Below are 25,228 nucleotides of genomic sequence, written 5' to 3' on the forward strand. Positions count from 1 at the left end.
CATAATTTCTCAAGCGTGTCAATGCCTCTTAGAACAACTGCGAAAACAATTGATTTTGTCGCTGCATCATGCGATAAATCGTTTTCATGGATTTTCACGAGAGGCTTTTGGTGGTCTTGGATAACGATCGTACGGACACTAAGCTGGTCGATGTCGCACGGCTGGCAGGCTGCTCTCCGGCTACCGTTTCACGGGTGCTCAACAACAACCCCAAAGTCGATGTCAAAGTCCGCGACCGCGTCGTCAAGGCCGCCGCCCAGTTGGGCTACGTGCCGAACGGCTCCGCGCGAGCTTTGCGCTCCACGAAGACCCGGACGGTCGGAGCCATCATCCCGACGCTCGACCACGCCATCTATGCGACGATGGTCAACAGCCTTCAGGCGCGACTGTCGGAGAAGGACGTCTCGGTCATCATCAACACCTCCATGTATGACATCGACATCGAATTCGAGCAGGCCAAGCTTCTCGTCGAGCGCGGCGTGGAGTCCGTCGTCCTCGTCGGCTCGGTGCATCGCCCGGAGACTCTGGCGATGCTGGAACAGAGAAACATCGCATACGTGTTCACCTATACGTCGCTGGCAACCGATATCGGCGCTGCGATCGGCTTCGACAATGTCAAGGCCGGAGCTATGGCGGCGCGTTATCTGGTCGATCTCGGCCACACCCAGCTCGGCATGATCGCGGGCATAACCGAGAACAACGATCGCGCCTCGGCGAGACGCGACGGGTTTCTTGGCGAATTGAAACGACAGGGGCTGGCCAACGACAACATCACGGTCACCGAGTCAGCTTACAAGATCGAGGGCGGGCGCGACTCGATGCGGAAGCTGATGACCGGACCGAATCCGCCTTCGGCCGTTTTTTGCGGCAGCGACATCATCGCGGCCGGCGCTATCAAATATTGCCACGCCGAAGGCATCCGGGTTCCAGAAGACGTGTCGGTGTTCGGGTTCGACAATCTCGAGATCGCGGAACTCACCCACCCCGAACTGACGACGATCGAGGTTCCGGCCAGAGACATGGGGACGATCGCCGCCGAATACCTTCTCGCGACGCCTCTGCAACGCCAACACATGCGGCAGCGCGAGCTATCGTTGAAGCTAGTGGTGAGAGCAAGCACGGCTCCTCGCAAGCCGATTGAGGCGCAGCGATGCAGTTTCTCGTGATCTCCCGGCGGCTGATCGAAAAGTTCAGCGACGCGGACTTCGAGCCGATCGTTCCCTTGGAAGGGGCCCGTGCGAGATACCTCTACAGCATCGGATTCACCCGACAGATATGGCATCGCTGCGACCAGCCGGGCGCTTGCCAGATCGTCGAGGCGGCCAGTCTTGACGAGGCTCGCTCCCACCTCTCCACCCTGCCGTTGGCCGAGGCTGGAATGATCGAGTTCGACATCATCCCGCTGAAGCCCTACGTGGGCTTCGCTCTCCAAACCGTCTAACCGCACATCGTGAAGGGTGAAATGGAAAATCCCAGAGAGTTCCTGGTGTCGTTGTTCAACGCTGCGGTGCAGGCGGCTGACGCCGAACATGCGATCAATGCCCACCTTCCCCAGCGGCCAAAAGGGCGCACGATTGTCGTTGGCGCGGGCAAAGGGGTAGCCCAACTCGCTCGGGCGCTCGAAAAGGCGTGGGACGGTCTCATCGAAGGGACCGTTGTGACTCGATATGGGTACGCCGTGCCGTGCGAACGGATCGAGGTTCTGGAAGCTTCTCATCCCGTGCCGGACGAGGCGGGCCTGCGCGCGTCAATGAGGCTCTTCGAGCGCGTCGCCGACCTCTCCGCCGATGACTTGGTGATCAGTCTGATTTGTGGAGGCGGCTCAGCGCTTCTACCCGCGCCTGCCGACGGCCTCACGCTTGAGGACGAGATCGCGCTAAACAGGGAACTCTTGAGGTCTGGCGCGCCGATCGCCGCCATGAACTCGATCCGCAAGCAGTTTTCGAAGATCAAAGGCGGACGTTTGGCTCTCGCGGCCTACCCGGCGACCGTGGTGTCGCTTGTCGTCTCCGACATTCCCGGCGACATCGCATCATTGGTGTCCTCGGGTCCGACGATAGCGGATTCTACTGCACGCCAAGACGCCATCGACGCGATCGCAAGATATAGAATCGAGCTACCCGCCAATATGCGAAAGCATCTGGAGCATGCCCCGGTGCCACCGTCTCCCGGCGACGAAAGGTTCAGTCGCAACCTGACGCACGTTATCGCCTCGGCTGGCAAATCCTTGGAAGCTGCAGCCGAGTTTGCGCGGAATCACGGCGTCGAAGCTGCCATTCTCTCGGACTCGATCGAAGGCGAGGCAAGCCTTGTGGGCGGCGTCCATGCTTCGATTGCGCGCGAGATCGCAATGCGAAACCGACCCTTTCGAAAGCCCGTTGTTATTCTATCTGGTGGCGAGACAACGGTCACGCTTCGTGGCAAGGGCAAAGGGGGCCGCAACACAGAGTTTCTTCTGGCGTTCGCCATCGCGATCGAGGGGTTGGATGGAATCACCGCATTGGCGGCCGATACCGATGGCATCGATGGGAGCGAGGACAATGCGGGGGCCTTCGCGGACGGCAGATCAGTCGGTGTAATGACGAGCTTGGGCAAGACCGCGCAATCAATGCTTGAAGGCAATGATGCCTGGAGCGCGTTCGATGCTGCCGGGTCACTTTTTGTCCCCGGGCCAACCGGAACGAACGTCAACGACTTCCGGGCGATCCTTATACAATAGATGGGCCTCGATGAACGCTTAGGGCCGAACCGTGCCATTCCTGGTGGGATGCCGCCGACCGCTCTGGGTCGAGAGCGGTATTCCGTTTCCGGTACCAGGTTCGCCACCAATTGGGCAAGAAGACTGGCTATCTATCGGTGACAGCTATGCCGGCGCAAGACGGGCTTTACAGGTCCGTGACAAGGTCCGCATGTCCGAAGCCCTTCGAGTAGTCGAGCACGGAGATGACCGTCGGCGTTATGCGGAATATGCGGACGTCCTGCGGGGTCGGCATCGGCACCGGCAGCGAGACCTGCTCGGGATACTTCAGCGGCAACATGCGCAAGACCTTTTCCGCTTCGGTCCGATCGACCACCGCTTGCGCGCGCGCTGCCATGGACAGCCCCGTGATCGCCATCAAGTCCGATGTATCATGGTCGATCGTCAGCGACACCCGGTCATCTTGCGCCAGATTGGTCGCCTTTTGGCTGTCCAGGCCGCAGAGGAAGTAAAGTGTAAGGCCCTCGTTGACATAACCGACCGTTGTCGCCTGCGGCCAGCCGTCTGGCCTCAGCGTGGCGATCGTCATGATCCGGTGTTGATCCAACAAGCTCAGGATCTTCTTTCTGATCGCATTGTCCACCTGGCGTCTCCCTGGCCGCGTGACATTCAGGCTCCCATGCTACGGAAGCCGCGTCGAATCGGCATTGATGCGCGTCAATGGACTTTCCGTGTCGGCGGCATGGATTGCGCTCAGGCCGCCCCATAACCGTCGATTGGCTGGACAAGACGCCCTGCCCTCCCTATAGCATCTGCAGTTCTGCAAATGCGGCGCGCACATGCTCCGCGACCGCCAGCACCGGTGCCGGCGCATCCTCGATCACCTTCATGCCGATATTGTAGTGGCCGAGATCCGGCAAACCGTCCTGCTCGCCGAGTGGAATCATCTGGCCCTGCACCAGATAGCGCGGCAGTGGCGCAATCGCCAGCCCGGCAAGCACCGCCGCCCGCTGCCCGGTCGTGTAGGCGCTCAGGAATGCAACGCGGAATTTGCGCCCGGCCCGCGAAAGCTTCTCGACGGCATCGGCTCGCCACACGCAACCGTCCTCCCACATCGAGACCGGCAGCGGATCGCGCAGATGCGCGTTGCCGCACTTGGCGCCGGCCCAAACCAGCTTCTCCTGCATCAGGGTTTCGCCGTCCCTGGCCGCGTCGTCGGTAAGACTGTTGTATATCGCAAGATCCAGCCGGTGCTCGTCGACGCGTTTGCGCATGGCATTGCTCATGCCGATCGAAACGTCGACCGTCACATTCGGGTAACTCTCGGCAAAGCGTTTCAGCACGTCCGGCAGGATCCGCTCGCCGACGTCCTCCGGCGCACCGACCCGCACCACGCCGTTCATGTCGGGCATGAGAAAGCGCGACACCGTCTCGTTGTTGAGCGAGAGCAAGCGCCGGGCGAAGCCGAGCAGGAGTTCGCCCTTCGGCGTCAGCGACACCGAGCGCGCGTCGCGCAGGAAAAGCGTACAGCCCAGAGTTTCCTCTAGCTTCTTGATCTGCATCGAAACCGCCGACGGCGTGCGATAGACGGCCTCCGCAGCCGTGGTGAAATTGCCCGTCTCGGCGATGGCGACAAAGGTCTTGAGCACATCCATCTCGAGCAGTGGAAGCGCGTGACGCAGCATCACGTTCATGGCGGCATCCTTATTCAGAAAATCTGATAGATAGCTTTACTCTATTTCGTTTGATTGAACATCACCGCGGCGTGATAGTCAAGCGGCAAGGCAGGCGGAAGTGCCGCCGGCAACGCAACGAAAGGAAAAAGGCATGGCCGCTCTGACGCTGGCAATCGACAATGCCGCAACCTCCGCCCGGCACGCAATTGGTGTCGCCTCCGCACGCGCGCTGGCGAGCGGGTCCCCTCGCGTCGGAGGCGCCGCGCCGAGGCCCCGCGGAGACGACGATTTCCTGCTGCTCATGCTGTCTCGGGCGCAGCTCATCATCGAACGGATCGCCGCCGAAAGGCGCGCCGCCAAGATCGACAGGAATCGGGTGGAAACCTGCCGGCAATTGGCGAAACTGCCGGCATGGGCCCGAAATGACCTGTTCCATGCGGAACAGAAAATAGCCATGCCGTCGGCTAGAACCATTCTCGTGGAGCGGCAACCAATCACGTTGTTTGATGGAAAACATCAAACATATTCGTTTGATTGATAAATTGGGTTGCGTCATACAGCCATCATGGTCGCGACCTTTTGAAAAGCTCAGAAGGATACCAGCAATGTCTATGAACCAGCATTCATCGTCGTCGAGCCAGAGCCTTTCGGCGCTGCCCGGTCTGTTCAACCTGCGTGCACGCGCATGGGCCGCCTGGAAGCGGCACCGCAATGAGCGCGCACTGGAAAACCTCTCCTACGATACGCTGAAGGACATCGGCTTCCCTGCCGTCGACGACGTGGCTCATAAAACGGAACAATGAACAGCGCCGCCGAATGCCAACCTCCCGGCATTGACCACGTAGCGATCCCCTGGATGGCATTCCACCGGGTGGGATGCCATTCCTTTATTGTGGACCGCCTAGTCCGCCGGCCTCCGATCGCCGGCACGATGGTACTGCATCTACGCCTCGCGAGGTATCGCCACCTTCATTCAAGGGAGCAGCTGGATAGCCGGTTGTCGAACTAAGCGTCCCCCCGCACGATCTGCCACAATCTAGCCGAGCAACTGTTCGAAAAATAGGGAGAAAGCGCGATGCCCGAAGGAGAGAGGCGTGCAAGGGTGAACCAGGCGCGGCGCCATTTCCTTGGCTTCGCGGCGGCGGCCGCCGCCAGGGTTGTGGCGATGGGCTCGCTTGTCGGTGCGGCGCTTCCCTCGAAGAGCGAGGCAGGCGGGAGAGCATGGTGGAAGCTCGACCATCCCGGTCGGGGTTATGGGCACGGCCGCGGCAAGAACGATCCCATGTGCCTGCTCCGCGGCACCGCGATCAGGACGCCAAAGGGCGAAGTCCCGATCGAGGAACTCCGCATCGGCGATCTTGTCGAGACCGTAAACGGCGTGGCCTTGCCCATCAAATGGATCGGTCGCCACCTGTACCGGCGGACGGCGCCGACCTGGAGCAAGGACGTCGCGCCGATCCGCATCGCCCGCCACGCACTGAACGATGAGTCTCCTCGCAACGACCTCTACCTCAGTGCTCGCCACGCGCTTCTGATCGACGGGATGCTCGTCCGGGCGCAAGACCTGGTCAACGGCACGTCGATTACGCGGGTGCAGCCCACCGACTGGGACAGGCTCGAATACTTTCACATCATGCTCGATTCCCATCAGGTGCTTCTGGCGGAGGGCGCACCAGTCGAGAGTTTCCTGCTCGAAACGGCCAGCTATGAGACCTTCACCAATTTCGCCGAATTCGCGCGCCTCTATCCTGCCGATCGCTTTGCCTTCATGACGCCTTTTGCGCCCTACGTCGGCTATGGCGGCAGGGAACACCTGAAGGCGCTTCTACATCTGGCGGTGGGCGGCCCACGAACGATATCCCCGCTCGAGAACGCCTGCAGTCGCATCGCGGCACGAGGCGAGAAGCTCCTCCGCTGAGCCTGGTCGATGCCTCGTTGACGCAGCGCCGCAGTTCGCCCATACCCGCGCGCCTCGCGAAAATGCAGCCGCTCCTTCGGCATAGCGCATCGGCCCGAAAATCGTACCCGATTTTCGGAAAGCTCGATGCGCAAGTTCAAAGAGTTACAGCGACCTTTGCGCGTCTGAAATGACGCGCGGCGCTGTAGCGCTCGATGGAGCGTCGTGCGCTGCTTGTTCAAATATCGACTCCTCCGCCATCGGCTCCAGGGGCGCAATCAGCAAAGCCTACAACCGAACCGCGACTGCCCGTCCTTGGCACCCTTCGACGGCGGTTGCCAGATTGCGCCATAACGGCCGGCATCGCGTCGCTCTCCATACATTTGCCCAATTCAGCGCGCGCAGCTTCGTCGCTGCGATATCGGATCGCGAATTTTCCCAGTCGCGCCTGTCTTCGCCGACGTCGCAAATCGGCAAGCCGACTGTTATATTAAAAGCGACGAATAGATACCGCGTCCAGGATGGGAATTCTCATGAACAAGCCCCTGATCAAAAAGCGATCGCTCGTATTCTTCCTGGTACCGAATTTCTCCATGCTGCCCTTTTCGGCGGCGATAGAAACGCTGCGCATCGCCAATCGGATGCTCGGCTACGACGCCTATAGCTGGCGCCTGGCCTCGACCGATGGCCAGAAGGTCGTTTCCTCCGCCGGCATCGCCCTTGAAGTCAACACGTCGCTGGCCGAAGAGCGCAAGGCGCTCGGCGGCGAGGGCCGCCCCTCGATGGTCCTCGTTTGCTCCGGCGTCTATGTCGAAGAGTTTCAGAACAAGTCCGTCAATGCGTGGCTGCGCGAAGTCTACAATCGCGGCATCGCCGTCGGCAGCCTCTGTACCGGCGCCCACGTGCTGGCTTCTGCCGGCCTGCTCACTGGCAAGCGATGCGCCATCCATTGGGAGAACCTGCCCGGCTTTTCCGAAAGCTTTCCCCAGGCGGATGTCTTTGCCGATCTCTACGAGATCGACAGCAATATTTATACCTGTGCCGGCGGCACCGCCTCGCTCGACATGATGCTGAACCTGATCGATCAGGATTTTGGCGAGAACCTCGTCAACCGTGTCTGCGAGCAGGCGCTGACGGACCGCGTGCGCGGGCCGCACGATCGCCAGCGGCTTCCGCTTCGCGCGCGCCTCGGGGTACAGAACACCAAGGTGCTCTCGATTATCGAACTGATGGAAGCCAACCTCGCCGAGCCGCTCTCGCTGGTGGAAATTGCCGAAAGCGCCGACCTCTCCCGACGCCAGATCGAGCGGCTGTTCCGCCAGGAGATGGGACGCTCTCCCGCCCGCTACTACCTAGAAATCCGCCTCGACCGCGCCCGCCACCTCTTGATCCAGTCGTCGATGCCGGTCGTCGAAGTGGCCGTCGCCTGTGGCTTCGTCTCCGCCTCGCACTTCTCCAAATGTTATCGCGAGCTCTACAATCGATCGCCGCAGCAGGAGCGCGCCGAACGCAAGCTGACGCTGCAGATGGCCGCCCGGTAGAGCCTCGATCCGCTCGCCTCGTGCCGGCTCTCCGGGAACCGAGGCTATGATCGCTGACCGGACCCGGTTGAAGATGCCGCGCTTTACGGCGAACGCTTTCAATCGGCGCGTCGAGCTTTCCGAAAGCGGGTACGGTTTTGGGGCCGATGCGCCAGCCGGCATTTTATTCAGATTCACGATGAGTTCGTCGGCGCGTCCCGCCGATCCGTTCAGGAGGCCAGCGCGTCGAGCAGCGTCAGTTCCGACATCACGCGGTTCCGCCCTGCATGCTTTGCCATGTAAAGGAACTGGTCGGCAGCGTGCAGATAGTTCTCGAAGGATTCGGGCGCCTCTACGGTCGCCAGTCCGATCGAGACCGTGATCGTCAAGTCGTCGTCGTCGACGACGATCTTGGACTTCGCCAATTCCACCCTTACCCGCTCGCAAAAGGCGAATGCCTGGTGGACGTCCAGCCCGTCGAAGAGGATGCCGAATTCCTCGCCGCCGAGGCGGGCAAGCAGATGCTCCTCGCCCACCAGCGCCTTCAGCCGCCGTGCTACATGCTTCAGCACCACATCGCCGATCTCGTGGCCATAGGTATCGTTCAGACGCTTGAAGTGGTCGATATCGAGCACGGCGATCGACGTTCCCTCGCCGCGTCGCAGGCATTGATCGACGAGACGCGGGCCCGTGACGAAGAAATGACGCCGATTGAATATCTCGGTCAGATAATCGCTTGCCGCGGCGCGCCTCAGCCCCTGAATGCGCTGCTGCAGCGTCGCGGCGTGGCGCACACGCCCACAGAACTCCGCCTCGAGAAACGGTTTGCGGATGAAGTCTGCTCCACCCGCCTCGATGAAGCGCGCCGCTGAGCGTGCGTCGCCGTGTTCGCACAGGCCGATCACCGGCACGCTGTCCTCCCCCTGGCGCCTACGAAGCTCTTCGAGCAAGGCCGCCGGCTCCATGTCGGCGCTTTCCGCATCGATGACAATGACGTCGATGGCCTCGCCCTGATCCAGGACCTGCATCGCCTCGGACGCCTCGGACGCCTCGATCACCGACAGCCGCTGTCTGCGCAGGATGCCGGTCAGTTCGGTGCGCGAGTCCTTGCTGGGGTCGACGAGCAGCACGGTGATCCGGCCGTTCGTCAATGCCCTGTCGACAGACGTGAGCAGGCGGTCGATCGATCCAGGCTCGTTCTTGATGATGCAATCTATGACGCCCCTTGCCAGGATCTCATCGCGGGTGTCGTCATTGAACGCCGCAGTGAAGACGATGGCGGGCACCCGGTTTTCGAGAACGAAGTCAAGCGCCTGGCAATTCGGCGCATCCGGCAGGTTGAGATCGAGGACGGAGAGCGCGAAGGGCGAATCCCCGGCGGCCGCCATTTCCGCCCGGGCAGTGTTTAACGAGGCGCAATGGGTGATGTTGATGCCGTGCGTTAGCTCCAGCCCGTATTTCAGGGCGGTGGCGAACATCCGCGAATCCTCGATGAGCAGCAGTCGCTTGTCGCGGTGCTTCTGCACATAAGTCGCCCGTCTCGACGCGCGGCGCAATCTCACGATTCCTGCACCCTCCACCCCTGCTGGTGACGAACGCGAGCGCGCGCATCGCCCTCCGGCAAATCTTTACCGTTCATCCGGCCTGACGGCCACCTGCTTCCTTCCCGTCGAACGGGAAGGAAGCAGGTGGCCGTCAAGCCGTGGCTCTGAATGAGCTCCGGATATGCAAGTGCGCCGGTCGGCGCCGCTCGCAGAAGCCGTGCTTCGACAGACGGCACCGACCGGGTATTCCAATTCTCTTCCGCAATTGAAGAACCCTTCGGTTGCAATTCCGTTAATGGATCAACCAAAAGCCATGAAATTCCCCTGCAAGCAGACGTTTCGGAGAGGGTTCAGGCGGAAATCTTCGCCTTCTCGTTCAGCGTCCTGATCTTCGTCAACGTGTCGAGGTTCTGGTTGACGCGACAATAGAACTCCTCATTAACGAAGGGGCGAACAACGAAATCATTACCCCCGGCTTTGAGGAAGCGTGCGGAAAGCAGCCGATTGGTGGACGAGGAAACGCCGATGATGCGCAACTGGTGTGGCCCGCGGGCGGCCCGGATGCGGCGCGTCAGTTCGAATCCGTCGATGTCCGGCATGTTGTAGTCGGTGATGACGAGGGCGATATCCGGATTGTTCTTCAGGATCCCGAGCGCGACCGCACCGTTTTCGGCGGCGCTCGTGCGGAAATTGTAACGTTTCAACTGCGTCGTGAGCAGCGCACGCGCTGTCGGGCTGTCGTCGACGATCAGCACGTGGTGCTTCTGATTGGTCAGGAACCGACAGACCGATTCCGCCAGCATGTCGACGGCAAAGACACTGTCCTTGATGACGTAGTCGACGATATCCTTTGCCAGGATCGCCTCGCGGGTACTCTCCTGGAACGAGCCGGTGAAGACGATCGTCGGCACGCTCATCTCGATCAGATAGTTGAGCGCCTCGCCGTTTTCCGCGCCCGGAAGGTTGATATTGGAGATGGCAAGCGCCGGCGGAAAGGATGCGTTCTCGACGGCGAACTGCAGCTCCTCGAGGTCACGACAGACGATCACGTCGATATCGAACAGTTCCTTCAGCCGCTTCGAGACCATGGACGAGAAAAGATTGGAATCCTCGGCAAGCACGATGCGGTGCTCGCCCAGGGATTCGCCGGAATAATACATTCCGGAAACGCCGAAGAATGACATTGATCGCCTTCAAGAAAGAGTGTTCCCCGAAGGCATGCTAGGGGCAAAAGGCTTTAGAGGCTGTTAATGAGAGGATGACAACCGGGCATGGTAGCGGATTGCGGTCAAAGCCGGTCCTGAGGCACAACATCAAATCGCAATCTCGATCTGCTGGCGGGCAGCAGGTCCGCCGCCCTTGTTCGGCAGCCGCTTGACCACCAAACCCGGACGCCTATCTCCCGGCCATGGACAGGATTGATCATCGGCCATGGTCCGTCTCATCGAACCTGCAATCGCTGTCAGTGGCGATCCGGCGCATTGAACGCGGGCGCGATCAGGGGGCACTGCGCTGGCAGGCGCTGCTGGCTTTCATCGATCTCAGCATACTGGCCTTCTTCCTCCTGGGTCCCTACCTGCGGGCCGGCCCCATCTATCTGATCATCGACTACACGATCGCCGCCTGGATCGGCGGCGAATTGCTCGCACGCGCGGTCGCGGCGTCGTCACTGCGGAACTTTATCAAACGGTCCATGACGTGGATCGACCTGGTCATCCTCGGGACACTGTTGTTTCCGGACGTCCTTTTCAATTTCGCATTCCTGCGAGCCATGCGCCTCTGGGCTATCGGGAACAGTCCGCTGCTCTGCGAAATACTGCGCCGTTTCGGCTGGGCGCATTTGCACGATGTCATCCGGGCCTCTCTGAATTTCCTGGTCTTTCTGTTTATGGTGACGGGGTTCGTCTACACGACCTTCTTCTATGGACGCGAGGCCGGAGAAGGATTCGTCGACGCCCTTTATTTCACCGTGGCCACGATTACCACCACCGGCTTCGGCGATATCACGCTTCCCGGCACGCTCGGCAAGCTGACATCCGTGGTGACGATGATCATCGGCATATCGCTTTTCGTCAGACTTGCTCAGGTGATCGTCCGTCCATTCAAGGTGAATTTCCCTTGCCCGAAATGCGGATTGCAGCGACACGAGGCGGATGCGGTCCATTGCAAGGCCTGCGGTCAGCTCCTCAACATTCCGGACGAAGGCGATTGAGCAATCAAAATCCCCTGACCGCGCGCCGTTTTCGATATAGTATGCCGCCATGGGAGAAGCTCAGTCTCTATTCGAAGTTCTGCGCCAGTCGGTAAGGCCGCACGTCGTCGAAGCCTTCGAGCGGCTTGTGCGGGATGCGCCGGACCGCAAGCTCTGCCGCATCAACGCGCTCGCCTTTGCAGCCGCCGCAGGTCTCGATGAGGAGGAGACGATCGCGGGCTTCCTGCAGGCCTCGCGGCTTGGCATCTTCGAGCTTTCCTGGAATGTGCTCTGCCCCGGCTGCGGCGGAGTTCTCGACGCCAATACGACGCTGAGGACGGTGCAGAGCACCGAATATACCTGCGCACTTTGTGCTGCGGGTTACGAGCCGACGCTAGACGAAATGGTCGAGGTCACTTTCACGGTAAGCCCGCGGGTGCGCCATATCGAGGCCCATAACCCGCACGAATTGCCCGCGATCGAATTCTTCCGCCAGATGTACTGGGGCTCCGGCGTCGACCTGCCGGAGGAGGACTATGAGGAAAAGGTCGACGAATTCCTGATCGAGGCGCTCGAACTTCCACCGGGCGAGAAGGCGGTGATCTCGCTGCAGCTTCCGTCGAAGTTCGTCATCGTGTTCGAGCCGGTGACGCATGCGGCTCAGTTTCTTGACGTGAGCGGCGAACCGACGCGGGAGCGCCGGAACCTGTCGCTCGTCTTCGACCGTTCCCACCGCCATGCCGAAACGCTGAAGCTGCAACCGGGTCCGATCCGCATTCAGCTCGAGAACCACGCAGAAGTGCGCACCCTGCCGTCGGTCTGCATAGCCGATGAAGCGCTGCACGCCCTGCTTGGCAGCCGACGACCGTTCCTGACCGCAAAACGGCTCCTGTCCAACCAGACGTTCCGCGACATCTATCGCACCGACACGCTCGACGTGGACCAGCGGTTGAAGATCACCAGCCTCACCTTCCTCTTTACCGACCTTCGCGGCTCGACCGAACTCTACGAGCGCGTCGGCGATCTTGCGGCCTTCGACCTGGTGCGGGCACATTTCCGGGTCCTGAACGAAATCGTCGCGGCCGAGGCCGGCGCCGTCGTCAAGACGATCGGCGACGCGGTGATGGCGACCTTCCCGACGCCGGACCGCGCGGTCGCCGCGGCGATGCGCATGCGCGACGCGATGCGCGAACTCAACGACGAGCGCGGCAGCGAGGACCTGCTGCTGAAGATCGGCATCCACGAAGGGCCCTGCATTGCAGTCAGCTTGAATGAGCGGCAGGACTATTTCGGCCAGACCGTGAACATCGCCTCACGCGTCCAGCATCTTGCCACCTCGCGCGAGATCTTCGCCACCGGCTCCGTGCTCAAGGACCCGCGCGCCGCGACCCTGCTTTCAGACCGGGGCCTGAGCCCGATGGCGCATAACGTCGCGCTGCGCGGCATCGCCAACGAAATCAGCATTTTTGCTATTCCCTAAGGCGGCAAAGGCGCGGCGCTGTAGCTGATTGTTCCAACCTGCAACCCACCACCCAATTATTCGACCCGGGAAGTAAAATCGTTTCTCCCTTGTCGGCATTGTCCGCCACCGAACGTCCTGGATGAAAGGCGAGCAAGGAGACACGACCATGCGCAAGATCGTCGTTGGTGCATTCACCAGCCTCGACGGAATCATGCAGGCGCCGGGTGGTCCGCATGAGGATCCCGTCGGCGGCTTCGAATATGGCGGCTGGGCCGCCCCCTATTTCGACGAGGCGATGGGCCAGGCAGTGGACGAGATGTTCGCCGAGCCCTTCGATCTTCTCCTGGGCAGGAAGACCTACGACATATTCGCAGCCCACTGGCCCTATGCAGGCGCCGACGACCCGATCGGCACTCTCTTCGATCGCATCACCAAATATGTCGCAACGCGCGACCCCGACCGGCAGTTCGACTGGCAGAACAGCCGGACGTTGGGAGCGGACGTGGTCGGCGCACTGAAAGCGCTCAAAAGCGAGGATGGACCGAACCTGCTGACGCAGGGTTCGACCGATTTCCTGCAGACGCTCTTTGAGAACGACCTCGTCGACGAGATGTATGTCTCGTTCTTTCCGGTCATCCTCGGAAGGGGAAAGAGGCTTTTCGGCGAGGGCACGAAGCCCATGGCGTTGAAGCTTGTCGGCTCCCGTGTTTCCGGGTCGGGCGTAACGGTCAACAAATACGTCCGCGCCGGCGAGGTCGTAACCGGCTCCTTCGAGTTCGATCAGCCGACGGAGGCGGAACTGGAGCGGCGGCGGAAGCTGACCTGAGCGGCCGACAGATTTCCTTTGCGATCATGCGAATACCCGCGAATAGCCACGATTTATCGCGTATAATGAGCGCTCAGCTGACAAATGGAGGGTATGATGAGAACCGAAGAAGCCATGCATCCCGGCGTTCGTTGGATCGGGCCGGACACGGACTTGCGTACCATCGCGCGCATCATGAAGGAGGAGGATATCGGCGCATTGCCCGTCGGCGAAAACGACCGCCTGATCGGCATGGTGACGGATCGCGACGTTACGTTGCGCGCCTTTGCCAATGGCGATGACATCTCTTCGCTCACCGCCCGCGACGTCATGACGAGGGAGATCGTCTATTGCCGCACCAACGAATCCGTCGAAGACGCCATTCACCTGATGGAGTCGAAAAAGATTCGACGTCTTCCGGTCATCAATGACGACAAGCGCATGGTCGGCATGCTGTCGCTGGGCGATGTTTCCCATTGCGCCAGTCAGGAACTCACCGGCGAACTGGCGAAGGCGGTCAGCGGCCATCACGCCTGAACGCCTTCACCTCAGCTAGCTCCGACGCCGCGCGTTTTGGGAACACGCGGCGTCGTAGGCGCGCCCGAGCTGCGCCGCACGGGATGTCTTTCCCGCTGCGGTTTCCCGGCGGCAAGAATACTGCGGGCGACCGGCAGAACCCCTTGATCGAGTGGATCGTCGCGGTCTATGCCTCTAGCCGCGCGGATATTTCGCGCGCGGAGAGGGGCACGCCATGGAAATCTTCACGTCCGCCGGTTTGCTGGCGCTGCTGCAGGTCATCGTCATCGACCTTGTGCTTGCGGGCGACAATGCGGTGGTGATCGGACTTGCGGCCGCCGGCCTTCCGTCTGATCAACGCAAGAAAGCGATATTGGTCGGCATACTGGCCGCCACGGCCCTCCGGATCGTCCTTGCGACCTTTACGGTTCAGCTTCTCGCAATCATCGGGCTCCTCCTCGCCGGCGGCCTGCTTCTGCTTTGGGTCTGCTGGAAGATGTGGCGGGAGATCCGCTCCGGCGGCCACGGCGATGTGCAAGGCCTGGATAGCGCAACCGCGCCACGCAAGACCTTCGTCCAGGCAGCGACCCAGATCGTGGTTGCCGATATCTCCATGTCGCTCGACAACGTCCTCGCCGTGGCTGGTGCCGCGCGAGAGCACACGACGATCCTCGTCTTCGGCCTGATGCTTTCGATTGGCATGATGGGCGTTGCTGCGAACATCATAGCGAGATTGCTCAGCCGCCATCACTGGATTGCCTATGTCGGCCTGGTGATCATCCTCTATGTGGCACTCGACATGATCTACCGGGGTTCGCTCGAGGTCTGGCCGCATCTGATGCCGGCCGCCCAGGCGCTGGTCGCCGGTTGATCGAGTTAGCGCTTGGTCGGGCGCGCTGCCGCGGGCATGTCCTCTTCGTCGGACGGCAGCTTCGCTGCAACGCGCTTCGCACGCGTCTTGGAGAAGCCTTCGTCTTCCAGGGCCTTTTCCAGGGCCGCCTTGTGATCGTCGTCACCTTCGACATGGATATTGAGATTGCGCTGGGGAAAGGGAATCTCGATGCCCTCTTCTCGGAAGCGCTCGAAGATCGCCACGCGCAAGTCGTTGCGCACGCCCACGCCGTTCAAGAGATCGGCCAGGTGCACCCGCAATTCGAAATCCAATGAGAAATCGCCGAAGTTCAAGAAGGCGACCGACGGCTCCGGATTCTTCAGGACCATCGGATGCTGTCCGGCGATCTCGAGCAGAATCTGCATGACGCGGCGGGGATCGCTGTCGTAGCTCACCCCCACCGCCACCTCCGCCCGCCCGACGCGGTTGCGATGCGTCCAGTTGCCGACGGACGCATTGATCAGTTCCGAATTCGGCACGATGATCGATTGCTGCTGGAAGGTCTCGATCTCCGTTGCGCGGACGGAAATGCGCCGCACGAAACCTTCCGTGGTGCCGCTGACGATCCAGTCGCCCACCTTGAAGGGCCTTTCGACCAGCAGGATCAGGCCCGAGACGAAGTTGGAAACGACGTTCTGCAGACCGAAGCCGACGCCGAGCGAGAGCGCGCCGGCGACCAGCGCGAGGCTGGAGAGGTCGAAACCCGCTGCCGAAACCGCAATGAGGGCCGCAGCACCGACGCCGACATAGCCGATGCCCGTCCGTATCGAGTTGCGCACGCCGGCATCGACGCGGCTCCGCGCCATCACGTTCCTGTCGATCCAGCCCTGTATCCAGCGCGTCGCGGCGTAGCCGAACACAAAGAACAGGAGCCCGGCAAGAATGCCGACCAGCGAGATGGTGATCGTGCCGATCCGGATCTCGGTCAGGAGCCGATAGGCCCAGGATTCGATATCGGCGATCTGGAAGCCCCATTGGAGCAAGATGAGCGGGATGAAGAACAATACGACCAGCGCATAGATGCCGAGCCCCGCGGCAAGGCCGATCTGATCGAGCGCCACCGATTCGAGGTTGAACCGCCGCTCGAGATAGCGGCCGACGATCGTCTCCGCAAAAGCGCCTTGCTTGGCAACCGACTTTCCGGTGAGAAACCCGATATACATCATGACCAGGATGGCGCCGGTGATGATGATCTGGGTGGCGATGAAGCGCGCCATGCCGACATAGCCGGCAAGCGCGATGGCGACCAGCGCCGCGCCCATTGCCAGAAGCGATGCGGATATGATGCGCGGCCACGGGCGACCCGGCGCGTGGAGAGGGTCGTCGCGCCGCAGGACCGGCCGAATCCAGGCCATCGACATCAGGATGAGCCCGATGATGATCGACGCGACGAAGCTCTTTGCAACCGTCAATATCACGGGCGAACCAAGCGCCTCACTGATGCTCCCGAGCAGATAGTCGAGGCCGTTGACGAGCGCCATCGCGAAGATCGGCACCATCAGCACCTTGGCACCACGGTCCGAGACCCGCACGAGCCGCCATGCCGAGTGCGTTGGCGACAGGACGGAACTGGCAAGGCTCGTCACGAAGAACAGCACGACGCCCATGCCGAGCGTCACGGCAACGATCGGCGCGATATCAGGCCTGAGCACGTTGAAGCTGTCGAGGAAGAAATAGCTCGAGGCGGCGAAGGCCGTCAGCGCCATGGTGGGAATCATCGTCGACCAGAATGCCCGCGACAATTGCCGGAAATAGGTGGGCTCCTCGTCGTGACGCTGGAGAAAGGGAGCGAAGAGCCGATATCCCCCGGCGAGGAAAATCAGCGCCGCACAGAGCGACAGGAATATCGCGCTGAGGAAGGGCAGGCGCTTGTAGTTCCAGGCAAAGGTCAACCAACTGCTGACGCTGCGCCACAATGCGGTGGCTTCGGCCGCCGTCGCTGTAAACGCCTCGCTCAGCATCTCCGCCGAAACGTTCGTATGCCTCAGCAGCGTAGTGGAGAACAGTGCCCGACGTGTCGCGGTTATCGTGCCGGCAAGCCGTCGCGCCTCGCCGGCAAGACTCTCCGCACGGGCCGCGATCGCATTGATCGCCGCCCGTTCGGCAAGCAGTCGTTGTCGCTCCTCCGTCACGATTGCCGCCTCCGGCGGCTGGTCCTTGCCCGGCGGCTCGCCAAGCTCTTCCAGGCGCGCCTTGATTTCGTCCAGTCGTGGCCGGGTGGCCGCGGCGGCCGAAACGATCTCCTTGGCAAGAGCGTCGGCCTGTACCTTCAATTCGGCAAGGCGGGTGTCATCGTCTTTTGCATTGGCAACGCGCTCCCCCAGTCGCTTGAGATCGCGCTCGGCTTTGGTCAGTTGCGCTTCCGCCTGCTGCAGCACCGGCGATGCGGCAGCTCCGGCGCCCGCTTCACCCCGCGGCGCCGGTTGTCCCGACCGGGCAGGCTCGGCTGCCGGGGCGGGCGATTGTTGAGCGGGCTCGCTTTGCTCCACGGGCCGAGCCGCGTCCTGGGCCGTCGCCGGCGCGCCGCCGGCGAGCGCCAGCGCAACCAAAGCAAACAAGAGGGCGGTCAATTGTGCTGCCGAACGCAATTCAAGATCCTTCGCAATCCGTCTATCGCCGATGGGGTCGCCAAAGCGAGCGCCATCATGTCCGATCTGCATACGCAACAAGGCGAAAAGATGCAAAACGGCATCTTTTGCGACTTGCCCGTCAATGACCGCCCGCGCGTCTTTTTCGGACGCATTCAGACGCACATGCAGCGCCGCGCGTCTTATTAGACGCGCAAAGGTCGCTGTAACACTTTGAATTGCTGCATGTCTTTGTCCTTAAATCGAGGTCGATTAAAGGAGACATGCAGTAGGTCGCCGCATTCTTTGAATCGGCGCATTGCGCGCTTTGCGAGGACCGTCACTTCGCTCCTATGCCCTGAAGCGGAGCACCGTCAGAACCCCGCGCCAGGCTGGGCCAGATAGGCCTCCTCCGCCGGCGTCGACCGGCGCCCGACGATGCCGTTGCGATGGGGAAAGCGGCCGAACTGCTCGATGACCTCGCGATGGCGGATCGCATAATCGAGATAGTTGGGCTCGCCGAGCTCGGTAAAGAGCTTCACCGACATCGTCTGATCGGCGAGGTTCTCGGAATGCTCGAACGGCATGTAGAAGAAGGCGCGCCATTCCGGCGACACCGCCTTGTCGGCGCTGGCGCCGATGGCAAGCTGTGCTTCGCGCAGGGCGAGTCCGTCGGTCGCAAACGCCAGCGGCGATCCGCGATACATATTGCGCGGGAGCTGATCGAAAAGAATGATCGCGGCGAGCCAATTGCGCGGGCTCGCCCTCCAGACATCGTCGACATGCCTTGAAAGCGCCAGATGCGCATCCCGGAAGCGCTGCACGCACTCGCGATCGAGTTCGGCGCTCGGCGTGAACCAGTGCTCGTAGGAAAGCTCCCCGAACCAGAAACGCAGCACGTCCTCCGGTGTGCAGTTGGTGCTTTGGTCAGTCATTCCGGCCCCTCTCCTTCTGACGGTCGCGAGTGGTCAGATAGGCGATCGACTCCACGATTTCCAGCCGGCCCTCGGCGGCCTCCATCACTGGAAATGCCCGGCAAGCGCCTCGGAGACGATCAGCGCCGCCGGAACGCGGGCGAGATTGCCGCCGCCGGCGGCGCTCGGCCCGCCGTCCACGCCGCCATTCGCATAGGCGACGGCGAAGCCGACGAGATCGTCGATATTCTCTTCGGCCGCGACATCGCCGAAGAGATACGTCGCCCTGCCCGATGCCTGGAAGGCAATGGTGCAGGGACGGGTGCAGGCGGCCATGCACACCGTCCCGGCAATCGCGAAATCATCGGCGAGCGGCTTGCCGAGCGCCGAAATGCTGCCGTTGAGCATGGCAAGCAACCGGGCACCCGGTAGGCACGGCCCGCCTGTTAAGTGGCACTCGGTCGAAAGCGTTATCTTGTGCGCTGATTGATGCGAATTCGCCATGGCTGTTCTCCGCCGGCCCCTGCCAGCTTTGCAAGGGGGCCGCAGAGAATGGCGAAACTCGAAACCGACGATTGACGCCGGACAGAAGCCGCTTCTTTTCCATCGGAACACCCCGTCCGTTGTGGTTGATCGGTTCGATGGCAGGTCTCCTGGCTCGCGGGTCGCGGCGCATCCACGTCTTCCCGGCCTCCCGGCCAGTGACATGTTGTGGATGCGCTTTCCGCTCACAGTTGCGGGGGCAGCCACGGCATCGGCCCCTTTCGGGCATCCTCACCGCGTTCCCTTTTCAGCCGCTGCCGAGTTTCGGCAGCAGCACCATCACGCCCTTGGTTGCACGAGTCTCGGCTCGATGCAATGGGGTCGGGATAATGATCGACAGTGCCGTCCGCCCTTCTTCGCTGCTCCTTCGCGATCACGGCGGAAGACCGGCTCGCTATTGCAGCGGCCAGAACCACATCAGCAAGGGCACCGTGGCAAGGATGATGACGATCGACAGCGGCAGTCCGAGCCGCGGATAGTCGCCGAACCGGTAGCCGCCCGGGCCCATCACCAGCGTATTGCACTGGTGCCCGATCGGGGTGAGGAAATCCGAACCGGCGCCGATCGCCACCGCCATCAGAAAGGCGTCCGGCCTATAGCCGAGCGTGGCGGCGAAGCTCACGGCGATCGGGGCCATGACGAGCACGGTCGCGGCGTTGTTGAGAAACGGCGTCACCGCCATCGCCGCAATCAGGATGAGCGCCAGCGCCCCGGCCGGCGGCAGGTTGGTGGCTATGCCGCCGAGCCAGCCGGCGATCAGGTCCGAGCCGCCCGTCGTGCGCAGCGAGTCGCTGACGGGGATGAGCGCCGCCAGCATCACCAGGATCGGGCCGTCGACGGCCCGGTAGACGTCCCGCAGCGGGATGACGCGGAAGATCACCATGGCAAGGGCCGCAGCGAAGAAGGCGACCGGCACCGGCACCAGGCCGACCGCGGTCGTCGCCATCGCCGCCGCCAGCAGCAGCAGCGGCAGGGTGCCGCGCCGGATCGTGCCGAGCAGAATCTCGCGCTGCGCCAGCGGCAGGCAGCCGAAGTCCTGCAGGAAGACCGGCAGCTCGCTTCGCGCCCCCTGCAGCACCACGATATCGCCGGCCTGCAGCCGGATGCTGCCGAGACGCTGTTTCAGCCTCTCGCCCTGCCGGCTCACCGCAAGCAGATTGACATTGTGATTGTTGAAGAGCGCCAGCCGCTCGGCGGACATGCCGATGAGCGGCGAATTGCTGCCGATCACCGCTTCGATCGCCTCGATCTCCGCACGCGTCTTGTCGCCCGGCATCGGCAGCCGGTCGCCGGCGATCTTCAGCTTCGCCTGGGAGACGATGCGGTCAAGCGCCGCCGGTCCGCCTTCGAGCAGCAATATGTCGTCCGTCTCGATCACCACATCGGGTAGCGGCGCCAGATGCGTGCCGCGCCGGAAGATCGCGATGACGACGGCGCCGCCGTCGCCGATCCTGACGAGATTGCTCACGGGCTTGCCGATCGCCGGCGAACCGGGCGCGGCCACGGCTTCCGCCGTATAGTCGGTGATCTCGATCGCCTGATTTACCGAGACCTCCTGGCTCTTTCGCTCCGGCACCAGGCGATAGGCAAAGAGCAGGAAAACGCAGCCGACAAGGGCAAGCGAAGCGCCGACCGGCGTGAAATCGAACATCGAGAAACTCTCGCCGGTCAGTTCCGCACGCATCCGCGAGACGACGACGTTCGGCGACGTGCCGACCTGCGTCATCAACCCGCCCATCAACGAGCCGAAGGCCATCGGCATCAGGAAGACCGAGGGCTGCACCTTCGAGCGCCGGGCAAACTGAAACGCGACCGGGATCATGATCGCCAGCGCGCCGATATTCTTGATGAAGGCCGAGAGCACGGTGACGGTGACCACGAGCAGTGCAAGCTGCGCCCTGACCGACTGCAGCTCCGGCAGGAAACGCTGGATCGCCGCATCCACGATGCCCGAGCGGGCAACGCCGGCGCTGACGATCAGGGCGCTCGCGACGATGATGACGATATCATCGCTGAAGCCGGCAAAGGCACCGTTGAAAGGCACGATGCCGACCGCCACCGAAAGCATCAGCGCCGAGCAGGCGATGACGTCGTAGCGAAATCGCCCCCACACGAAGAAGACCATCATTGTGCCGATGACGATAAACGAGAGAAGCTGGTCGGCGGTCATAAGCGAGTACCTGAAGCAACGACTGGTCGGACACGGGCCCATTTTTCGACAGACCACCCGGCCGGTCTTGGACGGCGCATCGCTTGGACGGCCGCCCACCGCCTGGCGAGTCTCCCCCTACATCCTCTGAAGCATCCATCCGATGCAACTGAAATATCGCGGAACTCCCCGCCGGGCGCCCGGTCCTCACCAGGAAACTGCGCCGTACCCCTGCCTTTTCTTGGATCGCGTTCGAAGAAAGGATAAGATGTACGAGCAGTTGAAGAACCGGCAATGGTTCTTCGCCTTTGAATTTCGCCTCGACCGGATGCCATCAGGAACGCCGGCATGAAGATCGTCCTTGCCGTTCTCTACGCGACGCTTGCGCTCGCTGCCTGCACACCCACGACACGGACGGTCGGCTACGGGCCCGGCCTCGAGCCGATCCCCGGCAGCATCACCTATGGCGGCCAGCCGCGTACGAAACTGACCAAGGCGCCCGTCGGCAGCATCGTCCCGCACCACTTCTTCGACCGATATGGATATCGGGTCCACGAAACCTACATCATCGAGCCGGATCGCTCGCTGCGCCTGACGAGCCGCCGCATAGACTACGATGTCTTCGACCATTGAATTGCAAAGGAGGGCGGAACAATGCCCAGGGCCCTGAAAAATGCGATCCCGTTGCTCGTCGCGGCACTGCTTTCGGGCGCCTGCACGGTGAGCTATGCCGGCGGCTACAGCGGCTATCACCCCTACGGCCTCGAACCCATTCCCGGCAGCATCACCTATGGCGGCCAGCCGCGCACGAAGCTGAAAAAGGCGCCCGTCGGCAGCATCGTCCCCCATCAGTTCAACGATCGTTTCGGCCGGCGGGTCTACGAGACCTACGTCATCGAACCCGATCGCTCGCTGCGCCTGGTGGATCGTCGCTACCGCGACTTCTTCCCCTTCGATGATTGAGGGGGAGGCCCTCAGCCCATCCGCATCAGCGCCAGTCCGCGCTTCACCGCATCGGCAAAGGTCACGCCGAGCGAGGCGCCGCCAATGCCGATGACGCCGAGCGCGCCGAGCCCCATCAGCTTCCATTTGCGCACATCCTCCGTCACCGGCTTCATCTCGAGGATGTCGTCCCGCGCCGTGGCGACGGCGCTCTCGAGCGTCCCCACCCGCCCCGCCAGTTCCTCCATCCGGCGGCTCATCGAGGCGCGCGCGGCATCGCTTCGGTCCTCCGCGCGGCGAAAATCCTCGCGCAGGTTCTTCACCTCGGCAAGGAGCGTGCCGAGCTGCTGGTGCACATGCCCGTCGATCATTCCCGCCCCTCCCCCTGACCCCGCCTTTCCTGCCGCCCTCGCCTTTCCTCCCGACCCCGCCCTTCCCCATGGCTTGCGCATTCCGCCTTCGCCCATACCGCCGCGGCGCAGAGGCCGACGACGGTCCGGTCGATCTTCCGCTGGTCCGCCGCCGTGGCGCCGCGCGCGCCGATGAGGTCAGTCCCGACCACCGGGCGGAGCCCGGCGACACTCGCCGGCCCCGAAGTTCCACAGGCCGCCGCCATCGATGCAGCGGTCAAAGTCGCTGCGGCGAGCAGCCGATTGCAAAGCCGCTTCATTGTTCTGCCTTTCGATTGTTTGCGTGACCGACCGGGCCCCCTCCTCGCGGATCTGGAGCACCGCCCAGGCGACGGCGGCGATGAGCAGCGCGCCGGCGGCGATCTTCACCCCACCCGGCATCATTTCATCCCCAGCGCCTGGCGCACCGCCGGCATGGAGGTGATCGCGTAAGCCGCGAAGCCGACGATGACGGTGAGGATCGCGAGTTGCACCCGCCAGTCGAGCGCCACGAGGTTGAGCTCCTTCAGCGCCGTGACGATCGAGCCGCCGGCGGTCAAAAGCCAGGTCCAGAACCGGCCGGACCGGCGGATCGGCTTCGGCCGCACCGGGCCCGCCGCCGCGTCCTCCCCCACCTCGGACGGCCGCGCCGCCGCGAGCACCCGCTGCAGCACCGCCTCCACCCGTTCCGGCCGCACCAGCGCTTTGTTGAGCCCGTCGCCGGCATAATAGGACTGCCCCCGCCTCACATGCCGCACGGCGCCCCGCGTATCCGCCAGCACGGGCAGCGACGCCCATTCCTGCGCAAGGCGCCGGCCGAATTCGCTTGGCGTCATCCGCCCGGCCGCGAAGTCCCTGTAGCCGCGGCGCTTCAAGAGGTGGTAGGCCATGCGATCCTGCAGCTCCGGCGTGAACCGCTCGCTGCCGCTGAGCCCCATTTCGCCTTCTATGTCGCTCAGCGTGCGGGGCGCATCCAGCGTGTTCCTCATGAACTGGTAGCCGCCGGCCGCACTTGACCCGAACCGCCTCGACCACCCCGCCTGCGCAGCCTCCACCTCGTCGAGCGTCATCGACGTTATCGGCCGCGGCAGCTTGTCTTGATTGTTGCCGTAGATCACATCATAAGACGCGCGGTCGCCCCGCCCGACTTCCGCTTCACGGATAAAGTCGAGCAGGATCGCCGCGCCGGGAGGCACGGTTTTGTCCATGGTTCACCTTGTTTTGTTCGGGGTCTGAAAATGATGATATACGGGCCTAGGACGCGCAGTGCTTACGCCGAGGTTCTCGGATATACGGACATTTCAACTCTGGATTGATGATCATGCAATATCCCTTTCGCGACGACTTTTCATTTCCTCGCCGGTCGCTAAAAGAAATCCTCGGGACGTGCTTTGAAAATTGGCGAATATCTCGCCGCGAATGCAGAGGCAAAAGGCACTCAGCTATCAATCCAGTGCGCGATGTTTCGAGTTTAGCACAATCGGATTTGCCACTCGTTTTCATCACGCGAAACGAAATGGCGATCCTTCCTGCATTTCTTCGGCACTATCGCAAGCTAGGGGTTACCCGGTTCATTTGTGTTGATGACGGATCGAGTGACGGCTCACGCGAGTATCTTCTTCAACAGGAGGACGTAGACGTCTGGACTTCGCCAATCCGATTTGCGGAAGCGAGACGAGGGCGTACTTGGCGTGAGGCTCTGTTTGAGCGCTATGGATACAACCGATGGTATATCAATGTAGACTCAGACGAGTTCCTGGTCTACGACCGGTGCCCAAGCGAAACACTAGGCGATCTCATCCGCGTCCTCGAAGACCGCGGCATCTTGCGCCTTCCCGCTCCTATGCTGGATTTCTATCCGGGGAGCAATGAGTATCAGAAGCCGGAAGAGATGCCTTGGAGAACGGTCGACCATTTCGACGGCCGAGGCTATGAGATGACTTTCGGGAAGCGAGGCATAAGTATAAAGGGTGGCCCAAGAAAGCGCCTCTTTGCCGAAGAAAATGAACTCATTAAATATCCCATAATCTATTGGGACAAAGATTGCTGCTTTGGAAGCAGTCTGCATAAACCGCTACCATACCAACGCAACTTCTCTCCCGTTTGGGGTGCGTTGTTGCATTTCAAATTTTTCGTTAACTATCGAGAAAAAATAAATGAAGCAGCAGCTGATCAGCAACATTACAATGCGTCTCAGCACTATCGTGCGATGAAGAGCGAGATTGATCGCTCCGGCTCAATTGATTTTATGTACGAGAACTCAGTTAAGTTTGCAGGCCCTACACAACTGATCGATTTAGGGTTTATACCGTCCATCACATTTGATCTAGATGACAGGCGGATCACTCCTTTGAAAGAGTGGACACCTCATCCCGATAGGCAATAAAGGCGCCGCGACGCGCTGATCGGCGTTCCAAAAGCAGCACCTTCCCTGAGAAGATGCCGCATGAGCAATCCCACCGCCACCGGCTTCCAGGGAAAACGCATGCGTGCATGCCGAGCATCTTAAAGGCGGTGAAATTG

General features: G+C 61.8%; 28 protein-coding genes and 1 riboswitch. Of the genes, 15 read left to right on the plus strand and 13 right to left on the minus strand.

The window, feature by feature from the left end; all coding sequences use genetic code 11:
* Positions 1 to 110: 110 nt before the first annotated feature.
* The 3 genes from AC4P1R_RS08945 to AC4P1R_RS08955 are packed head-to-tail and all read left to right on the plus strand — an operon-like array spanning position 111 to position 2,719.
* Positions 111 to 1,166, plus strand: coding sequence for a LacI family DNA-binding transcriptional regulator (locus AC4P1R_RS08945; RefSeq protein ID WP_246231714.1), 1,056 nt, complete (start codon positions 111 to 113; stop codon positions 1,164 to 1,166).
* On the plus strand, positions 1,151 to 1,441 hold the full coding sequence (locus AC4P1R_RS08950) for a muconolactone Delta-isomerase family protein (RefSeq protein WP_069458241.1): 291 nt from the start codon (positions 1,151 to 1,153) through the stop codon (positions 1,439 to 1,441). The genes AC4P1R_RS08945 and AC4P1R_RS08950 overlap by 16 nt, the downstream gene beginning before the upstream one ends.
* A 21-nt stretch (positions 1,442 to 1,462) precedes the next feature.
* Complete coding sequence (locus AC4P1R_RS08955) at positions 1,463 to 2,719, plus strand: glycerate kinase type-2 family protein (protein WP_492176660.1); 1,257 nt, start codon at positions 1,463 to 1,465, stop codon at positions 2,717 to 2,719.
* 166 nt (positions 2,720 to 2,885) lie between these two features.
* On the opposite strand, the gene AC4P1R_RS08960 is transcribed toward AC4P1R_RS08955, so the two are convergent.
* The 3 genes from AC4P1R_RS08960 to AC4P1R_RS08970 form a co-directional block, all read right to left on the minus strand.
* Positions 2,886 to 3,341: a pyridoxamine 5'-phosphate oxidase family protein gene (locus AC4P1R_RS08960; protein WP_069458239.1), complete on the minus strand. Its 456-nt coding sequence runs from the start codon at positions 3,339 to 3,341 to the stop codon at positions 2,886 to 2,888.
* A gap of 160 nt (positions 3,342 to 3,501) precedes the next feature.
* Positions 3,502 to 4,392, minus strand: a complete 891-nt coding sequence (locus AC4P1R_RS08965; RefSeq protein WP_069458238.1) for a LysR substrate-binding domain-containing protein — start codon at positions 4,390 to 4,392, stop codon at positions 3,502 to 3,504.
* Positions 4,393 to 4,453: 61 nt separating this feature from the next.
* A complete protein-coding gene (locus AC4P1R_RS08970) occupies positions 4,454 to 4,891 on the minus strand; it encodes a hypothetical protein (RefSeq protein WP_492176662.1) in 438 nt (145 codons plus the stop codon).
* 88 nt (positions 4,892 to 4,979) lie between these two features.
* Here AC4P1R_RS08970 and AC4P1R_RS08975 point away from each other — a divergent pair, with 88 nt between their 5' ends.
* From AC4P1R_RS08975 to AC4P1R_RS08985, 3 genes are all read left to right on the plus strand, one after another.
* On the plus strand, positions 4,980 to 5,177 hold the full coding sequence (locus AC4P1R_RS08975) for a hypothetical protein (protein WP_069458236.1): 198 nt from the start codon (positions 4,980 to 4,982) through the stop codon (positions 5,175 to 5,177).
* Between the two features lie 272 nt (positions 5,178 to 5,449).
* The gene (locus tag AC4P1R_RS08980) at positions 5,450 to 6,292 is read left to right on the plus strand and encodes a Hint domain-containing protein (RefSeq protein ID WP_492176663.1); all 843 of its coding nucleotides are present in this window, start codon (positions 5,450 to 5,452) and stop codon (positions 6,290 to 6,292) included.
* A gap of 512 nt (positions 6,293 to 6,804) precedes the next feature.
* Positions 6,805 to 7,812 carry a GlxA family transcriptional regulator gene (locus AC4P1R_RS08985; protein WP_106407832.1) on the plus strand — a complete coding sequence of 336 codons (1,008 nt, stop codon included), beginning with the start codon at positions 6,805 to 6,807 and terminating at the stop codon, positions 7,810 to 7,812.
* 209 nt (positions 7,813 to 8,021) lie between these two features.
* On the opposite strand, the gene AC4P1R_RS08990 is transcribed toward AC4P1R_RS08985, so the two are convergent.
* Both AC4P1R_RS08990 and AC4P1R_RS08995 read right to left on the minus strand, forming a co-directional pair.
* On the minus strand, positions 8,022 to 9,317 hold the full coding sequence (locus AC4P1R_RS08990; RefSeq protein WP_492176665.1) for a GGDEF domain-containing response regulator: 1,296 nt from the start codon (positions 9,315 to 9,317) through the stop codon (positions 8,022 to 8,024).
* 368 nt (positions 9,318 to 9,685) lie between these two features.
* Entirely contained in the window at positions 9,686 to 10,519 is an 834-nt protein-coding gene (locus AC4P1R_RS08995; RefSeq protein WP_069458232.1) for a response regulator, read from the minus strand.
* Between the two features lie 224 nt (positions 10,520 to 10,743).
* Here AC4P1R_RS08995 and AC4P1R_RS09000 point away from each other — a divergent pair, with 224 nt between their 5' ends.
* The 5 genes from AC4P1R_RS09000 (at position 10,744) to AC4P1R_RS09020 (ending at position 15,180) form a co-directional block, all read left to right on the plus strand.
* Positions 10,744 to 11,547: a potassium channel family protein gene (locus tag AC4P1R_RS09000; protein ID WP_492176667.1), complete on the plus strand. Its 804-nt coding sequence runs from the start codon at positions 10,744 to 10,746 to the stop codon at positions 11,545 to 11,547.
* A 49-nt stretch (positions 11,548 to 11,596) separates the two neighbouring features.
* Positions 11,597 to 13,006 carry an adenylate/guanylate cyclase domain-containing protein gene (locus tag AC4P1R_RS09005; protein WP_492176668.1) on the plus strand — a complete coding sequence of 470 codons (1,410 nt, stop codon included), beginning with the start codon at positions 11,597 to 11,599 and terminating at the stop codon, positions 13,004 to 13,006.
* Positions 13,007 to 13,154: 148 nt separating this feature from the next.
* Entirely contained in the window at positions 13,155 to 13,814 is a 660-nt protein-coding gene (locus AC4P1R_RS09010; RefSeq protein ID WP_069458229.1) for a dihydrofolate reductase family protein, read from the plus strand.
* A gap of 96 nt (positions 13,815 to 13,910) precedes the next feature.
* The gene (locus tag AC4P1R_RS09015) at positions 13,911 to 14,330 is read left to right on the plus strand and encodes a CBS domain-containing protein (protein ID WP_069458228.1); all 420 of its coding nucleotides are present in this window, start codon (positions 13,911 to 13,913) and stop codon (positions 14,328 to 14,330) included.
* A 214-nt stretch (positions 14,331 to 14,544) separates the two neighbouring features.
* A complete protein-coding gene (locus AC4P1R_RS09020) occupies positions 14,545 to 15,180 on the plus strand; it encodes a TerC family protein (protein WP_069458227.1) in 636 nt (211 codons plus the stop codon).
* 5 nt (positions 15,181 to 15,185) lie between these two features.
* Here the strand turns inward: AC4P1R_RS09020 and AC4P1R_RS09025 are convergent, their stop codons facing one another.
* Positions 15,186 to 17,789, minus strand: a complete 2,604-nt coding sequence (locus AC4P1R_RS09025) for a mechanosensitive ion channel domain-containing protein (protein WP_492176670.1) — start codon at positions 17,787 to 17,789, stop codon at positions 15,186 to 15,188.
* 57 nt (positions 17,790 to 17,846) lie between these two features.
* Here AC4P1R_RS09025 and AC4P1R_RS09030 point away from each other — a divergent pair, with 57 nt between their 5' ends.
* On the plus strand, positions 17,847 to 17,978 hold the full coding sequence (locus AC4P1R_RS09030) for a hypothetical protein (RefSeq protein ID WP_492176671.1): 132 nt from the start codon (positions 17,847 to 17,849) through the stop codon (positions 17,976 to 17,978).
* A 164-nt stretch (positions 17,979 to 18,142) separates the two neighbouring features.
* On the opposite strand, the gene AC4P1R_RS09035 is transcribed toward AC4P1R_RS09030, so the two are convergent.
* The 3 genes from AC4P1R_RS09035 to AC4P1R_RS09045 form a co-directional block, all read right to left on the minus strand.
* A complete protein-coding gene (locus tag AC4P1R_RS09035; RefSeq protein WP_492176672.1) occupies positions 18,143 to 18,703 on the minus strand; it encodes a DUF924 family protein in 561 nt (186 codons plus the stop codon).
* Between the two features lie 84 nt (positions 18,704 to 18,787).
* The gene (locus tag AC4P1R_RS09040; protein ID WP_192803705.1) at positions 18,788 to 19,186 is read right to left on the minus strand and encodes a DUF1636 family protein; all 399 of its coding nucleotides are present in this window, start codon (positions 19,184 to 19,186) and stop codon (positions 18,788 to 18,790) included.
* A gap of 122 nt (positions 19,187 to 19,308) precedes the next feature.
* Positions 19,309 to 19,521, minus strand: a riboswitch (cobalamin riboswitch).
* Positions 19,522 to 19,619: 98 nt separating this feature from the next.
* Entirely contained in the window at positions 19,620 to 21,395 is a 1,776-nt protein-coding gene (locus AC4P1R_RS09045; RefSeq protein WP_069458224.1) for an SLC13 family permease, read from the minus strand.
* Positions 21,396 to 21,722: 327 nt separating this feature from the next.
* Here AC4P1R_RS09045 and AC4P1R_RS09050 point away from each other — a divergent pair, with 327 nt between their 5' ends.
* Together AC4P1R_RS09050 and AC4P1R_RS09055 are read left to right on the plus strand one after the other, a co-directional pair.
* Positions 21,723 to 22,007 carry a hypothetical protein gene (locus AC4P1R_RS09050; RefSeq protein WP_492176674.1) on the plus strand — a complete coding sequence of 95 codons (285 nt, stop codon included), beginning with the start codon at positions 21,723 to 21,725 and terminating at the stop codon, positions 22,005 to 22,007.
* A gap of 33 nt (positions 22,008 to 22,040) precedes the next feature.
* On the plus strand, positions 22,041 to 22,337 hold the full coding sequence (locus AC4P1R_RS09055) for a hypothetical protein (protein WP_106407830.1): 297 nt from the start codon (positions 22,041 to 22,043) through the stop codon (positions 22,335 to 22,337).
* Positions 22,338 to 22,348: 11 nt separating this feature from the next.
* Here the strand turns inward: AC4P1R_RS09055 and AC4P1R_RS09060 are convergent, their stop codons facing one another.
* The 4 genes from AC4P1R_RS09060 to AC4P1R_RS09075 are packed head-to-tail and all read right to left on the minus strand — an operon-like array spanning position 22,349 to position 23,913.
* Positions 22,349 to 22,687, minus strand: coding sequence for a DUF1515 family protein (locus AC4P1R_RS09060; protein ID WP_492176675.1), 339 nt, complete (start codon positions 22,685 to 22,687; stop codon positions 22,349 to 22,351).
* Positions 22,684 to 22,932, minus strand: a complete 249-nt coding sequence (locus AC4P1R_RS09065) for a hypothetical protein (RefSeq protein ID WP_492176677.1) — start codon at positions 22,930 to 22,932, stop codon at positions 22,684 to 22,686. Before AC4P1R_RS09065 ends, AC4P1R_RS09060 begins: the two co-directional genes overlap by 4 nt.
* Entirely contained in the window at positions 22,865 to 23,107 is a 243-nt protein-coding gene (locus tag AC4P1R_RS09070) for a hypothetical protein (protein ID WP_492176678.1), read from the minus strand. The genes AC4P1R_RS09065 and AC4P1R_RS09070 overlap by 68 nt, the downstream gene beginning before the upstream one ends.
* Entirely contained in the window at positions 23,107 to 23,913 is an 807-nt protein-coding gene (locus AC4P1R_RS09075) for a lysozyme family protein (protein ID WP_492176679.1), read from the minus strand. The genes AC4P1R_RS09070 and AC4P1R_RS09075 overlap by 1 nt, the downstream gene beginning before the upstream one ends.
* 113 nt (positions 23,914 to 24,026) lie before the next feature.
* On the opposite strand from AC4P1R_RS09075, the gene AC4P1R_RS09080 reads away from it, so the two are divergent.
* Positions 24,027 to 25,091 carry a glycosyltransferase family 2 protein gene (locus AC4P1R_RS09080; RefSeq protein WP_492176681.1) on the plus strand — a complete coding sequence of 355 codons (1,065 nt, stop codon included), beginning with the start codon at positions 24,027 to 24,029 and terminating at the stop codon, positions 25,089 to 25,091.
* The last annotated feature ends 137 nt before the right edge of the window (positions 25,092 to 25,228 follow it).

The organism is Sinorhizobium sp. Y406 (genome assembly GCF_058732025.1).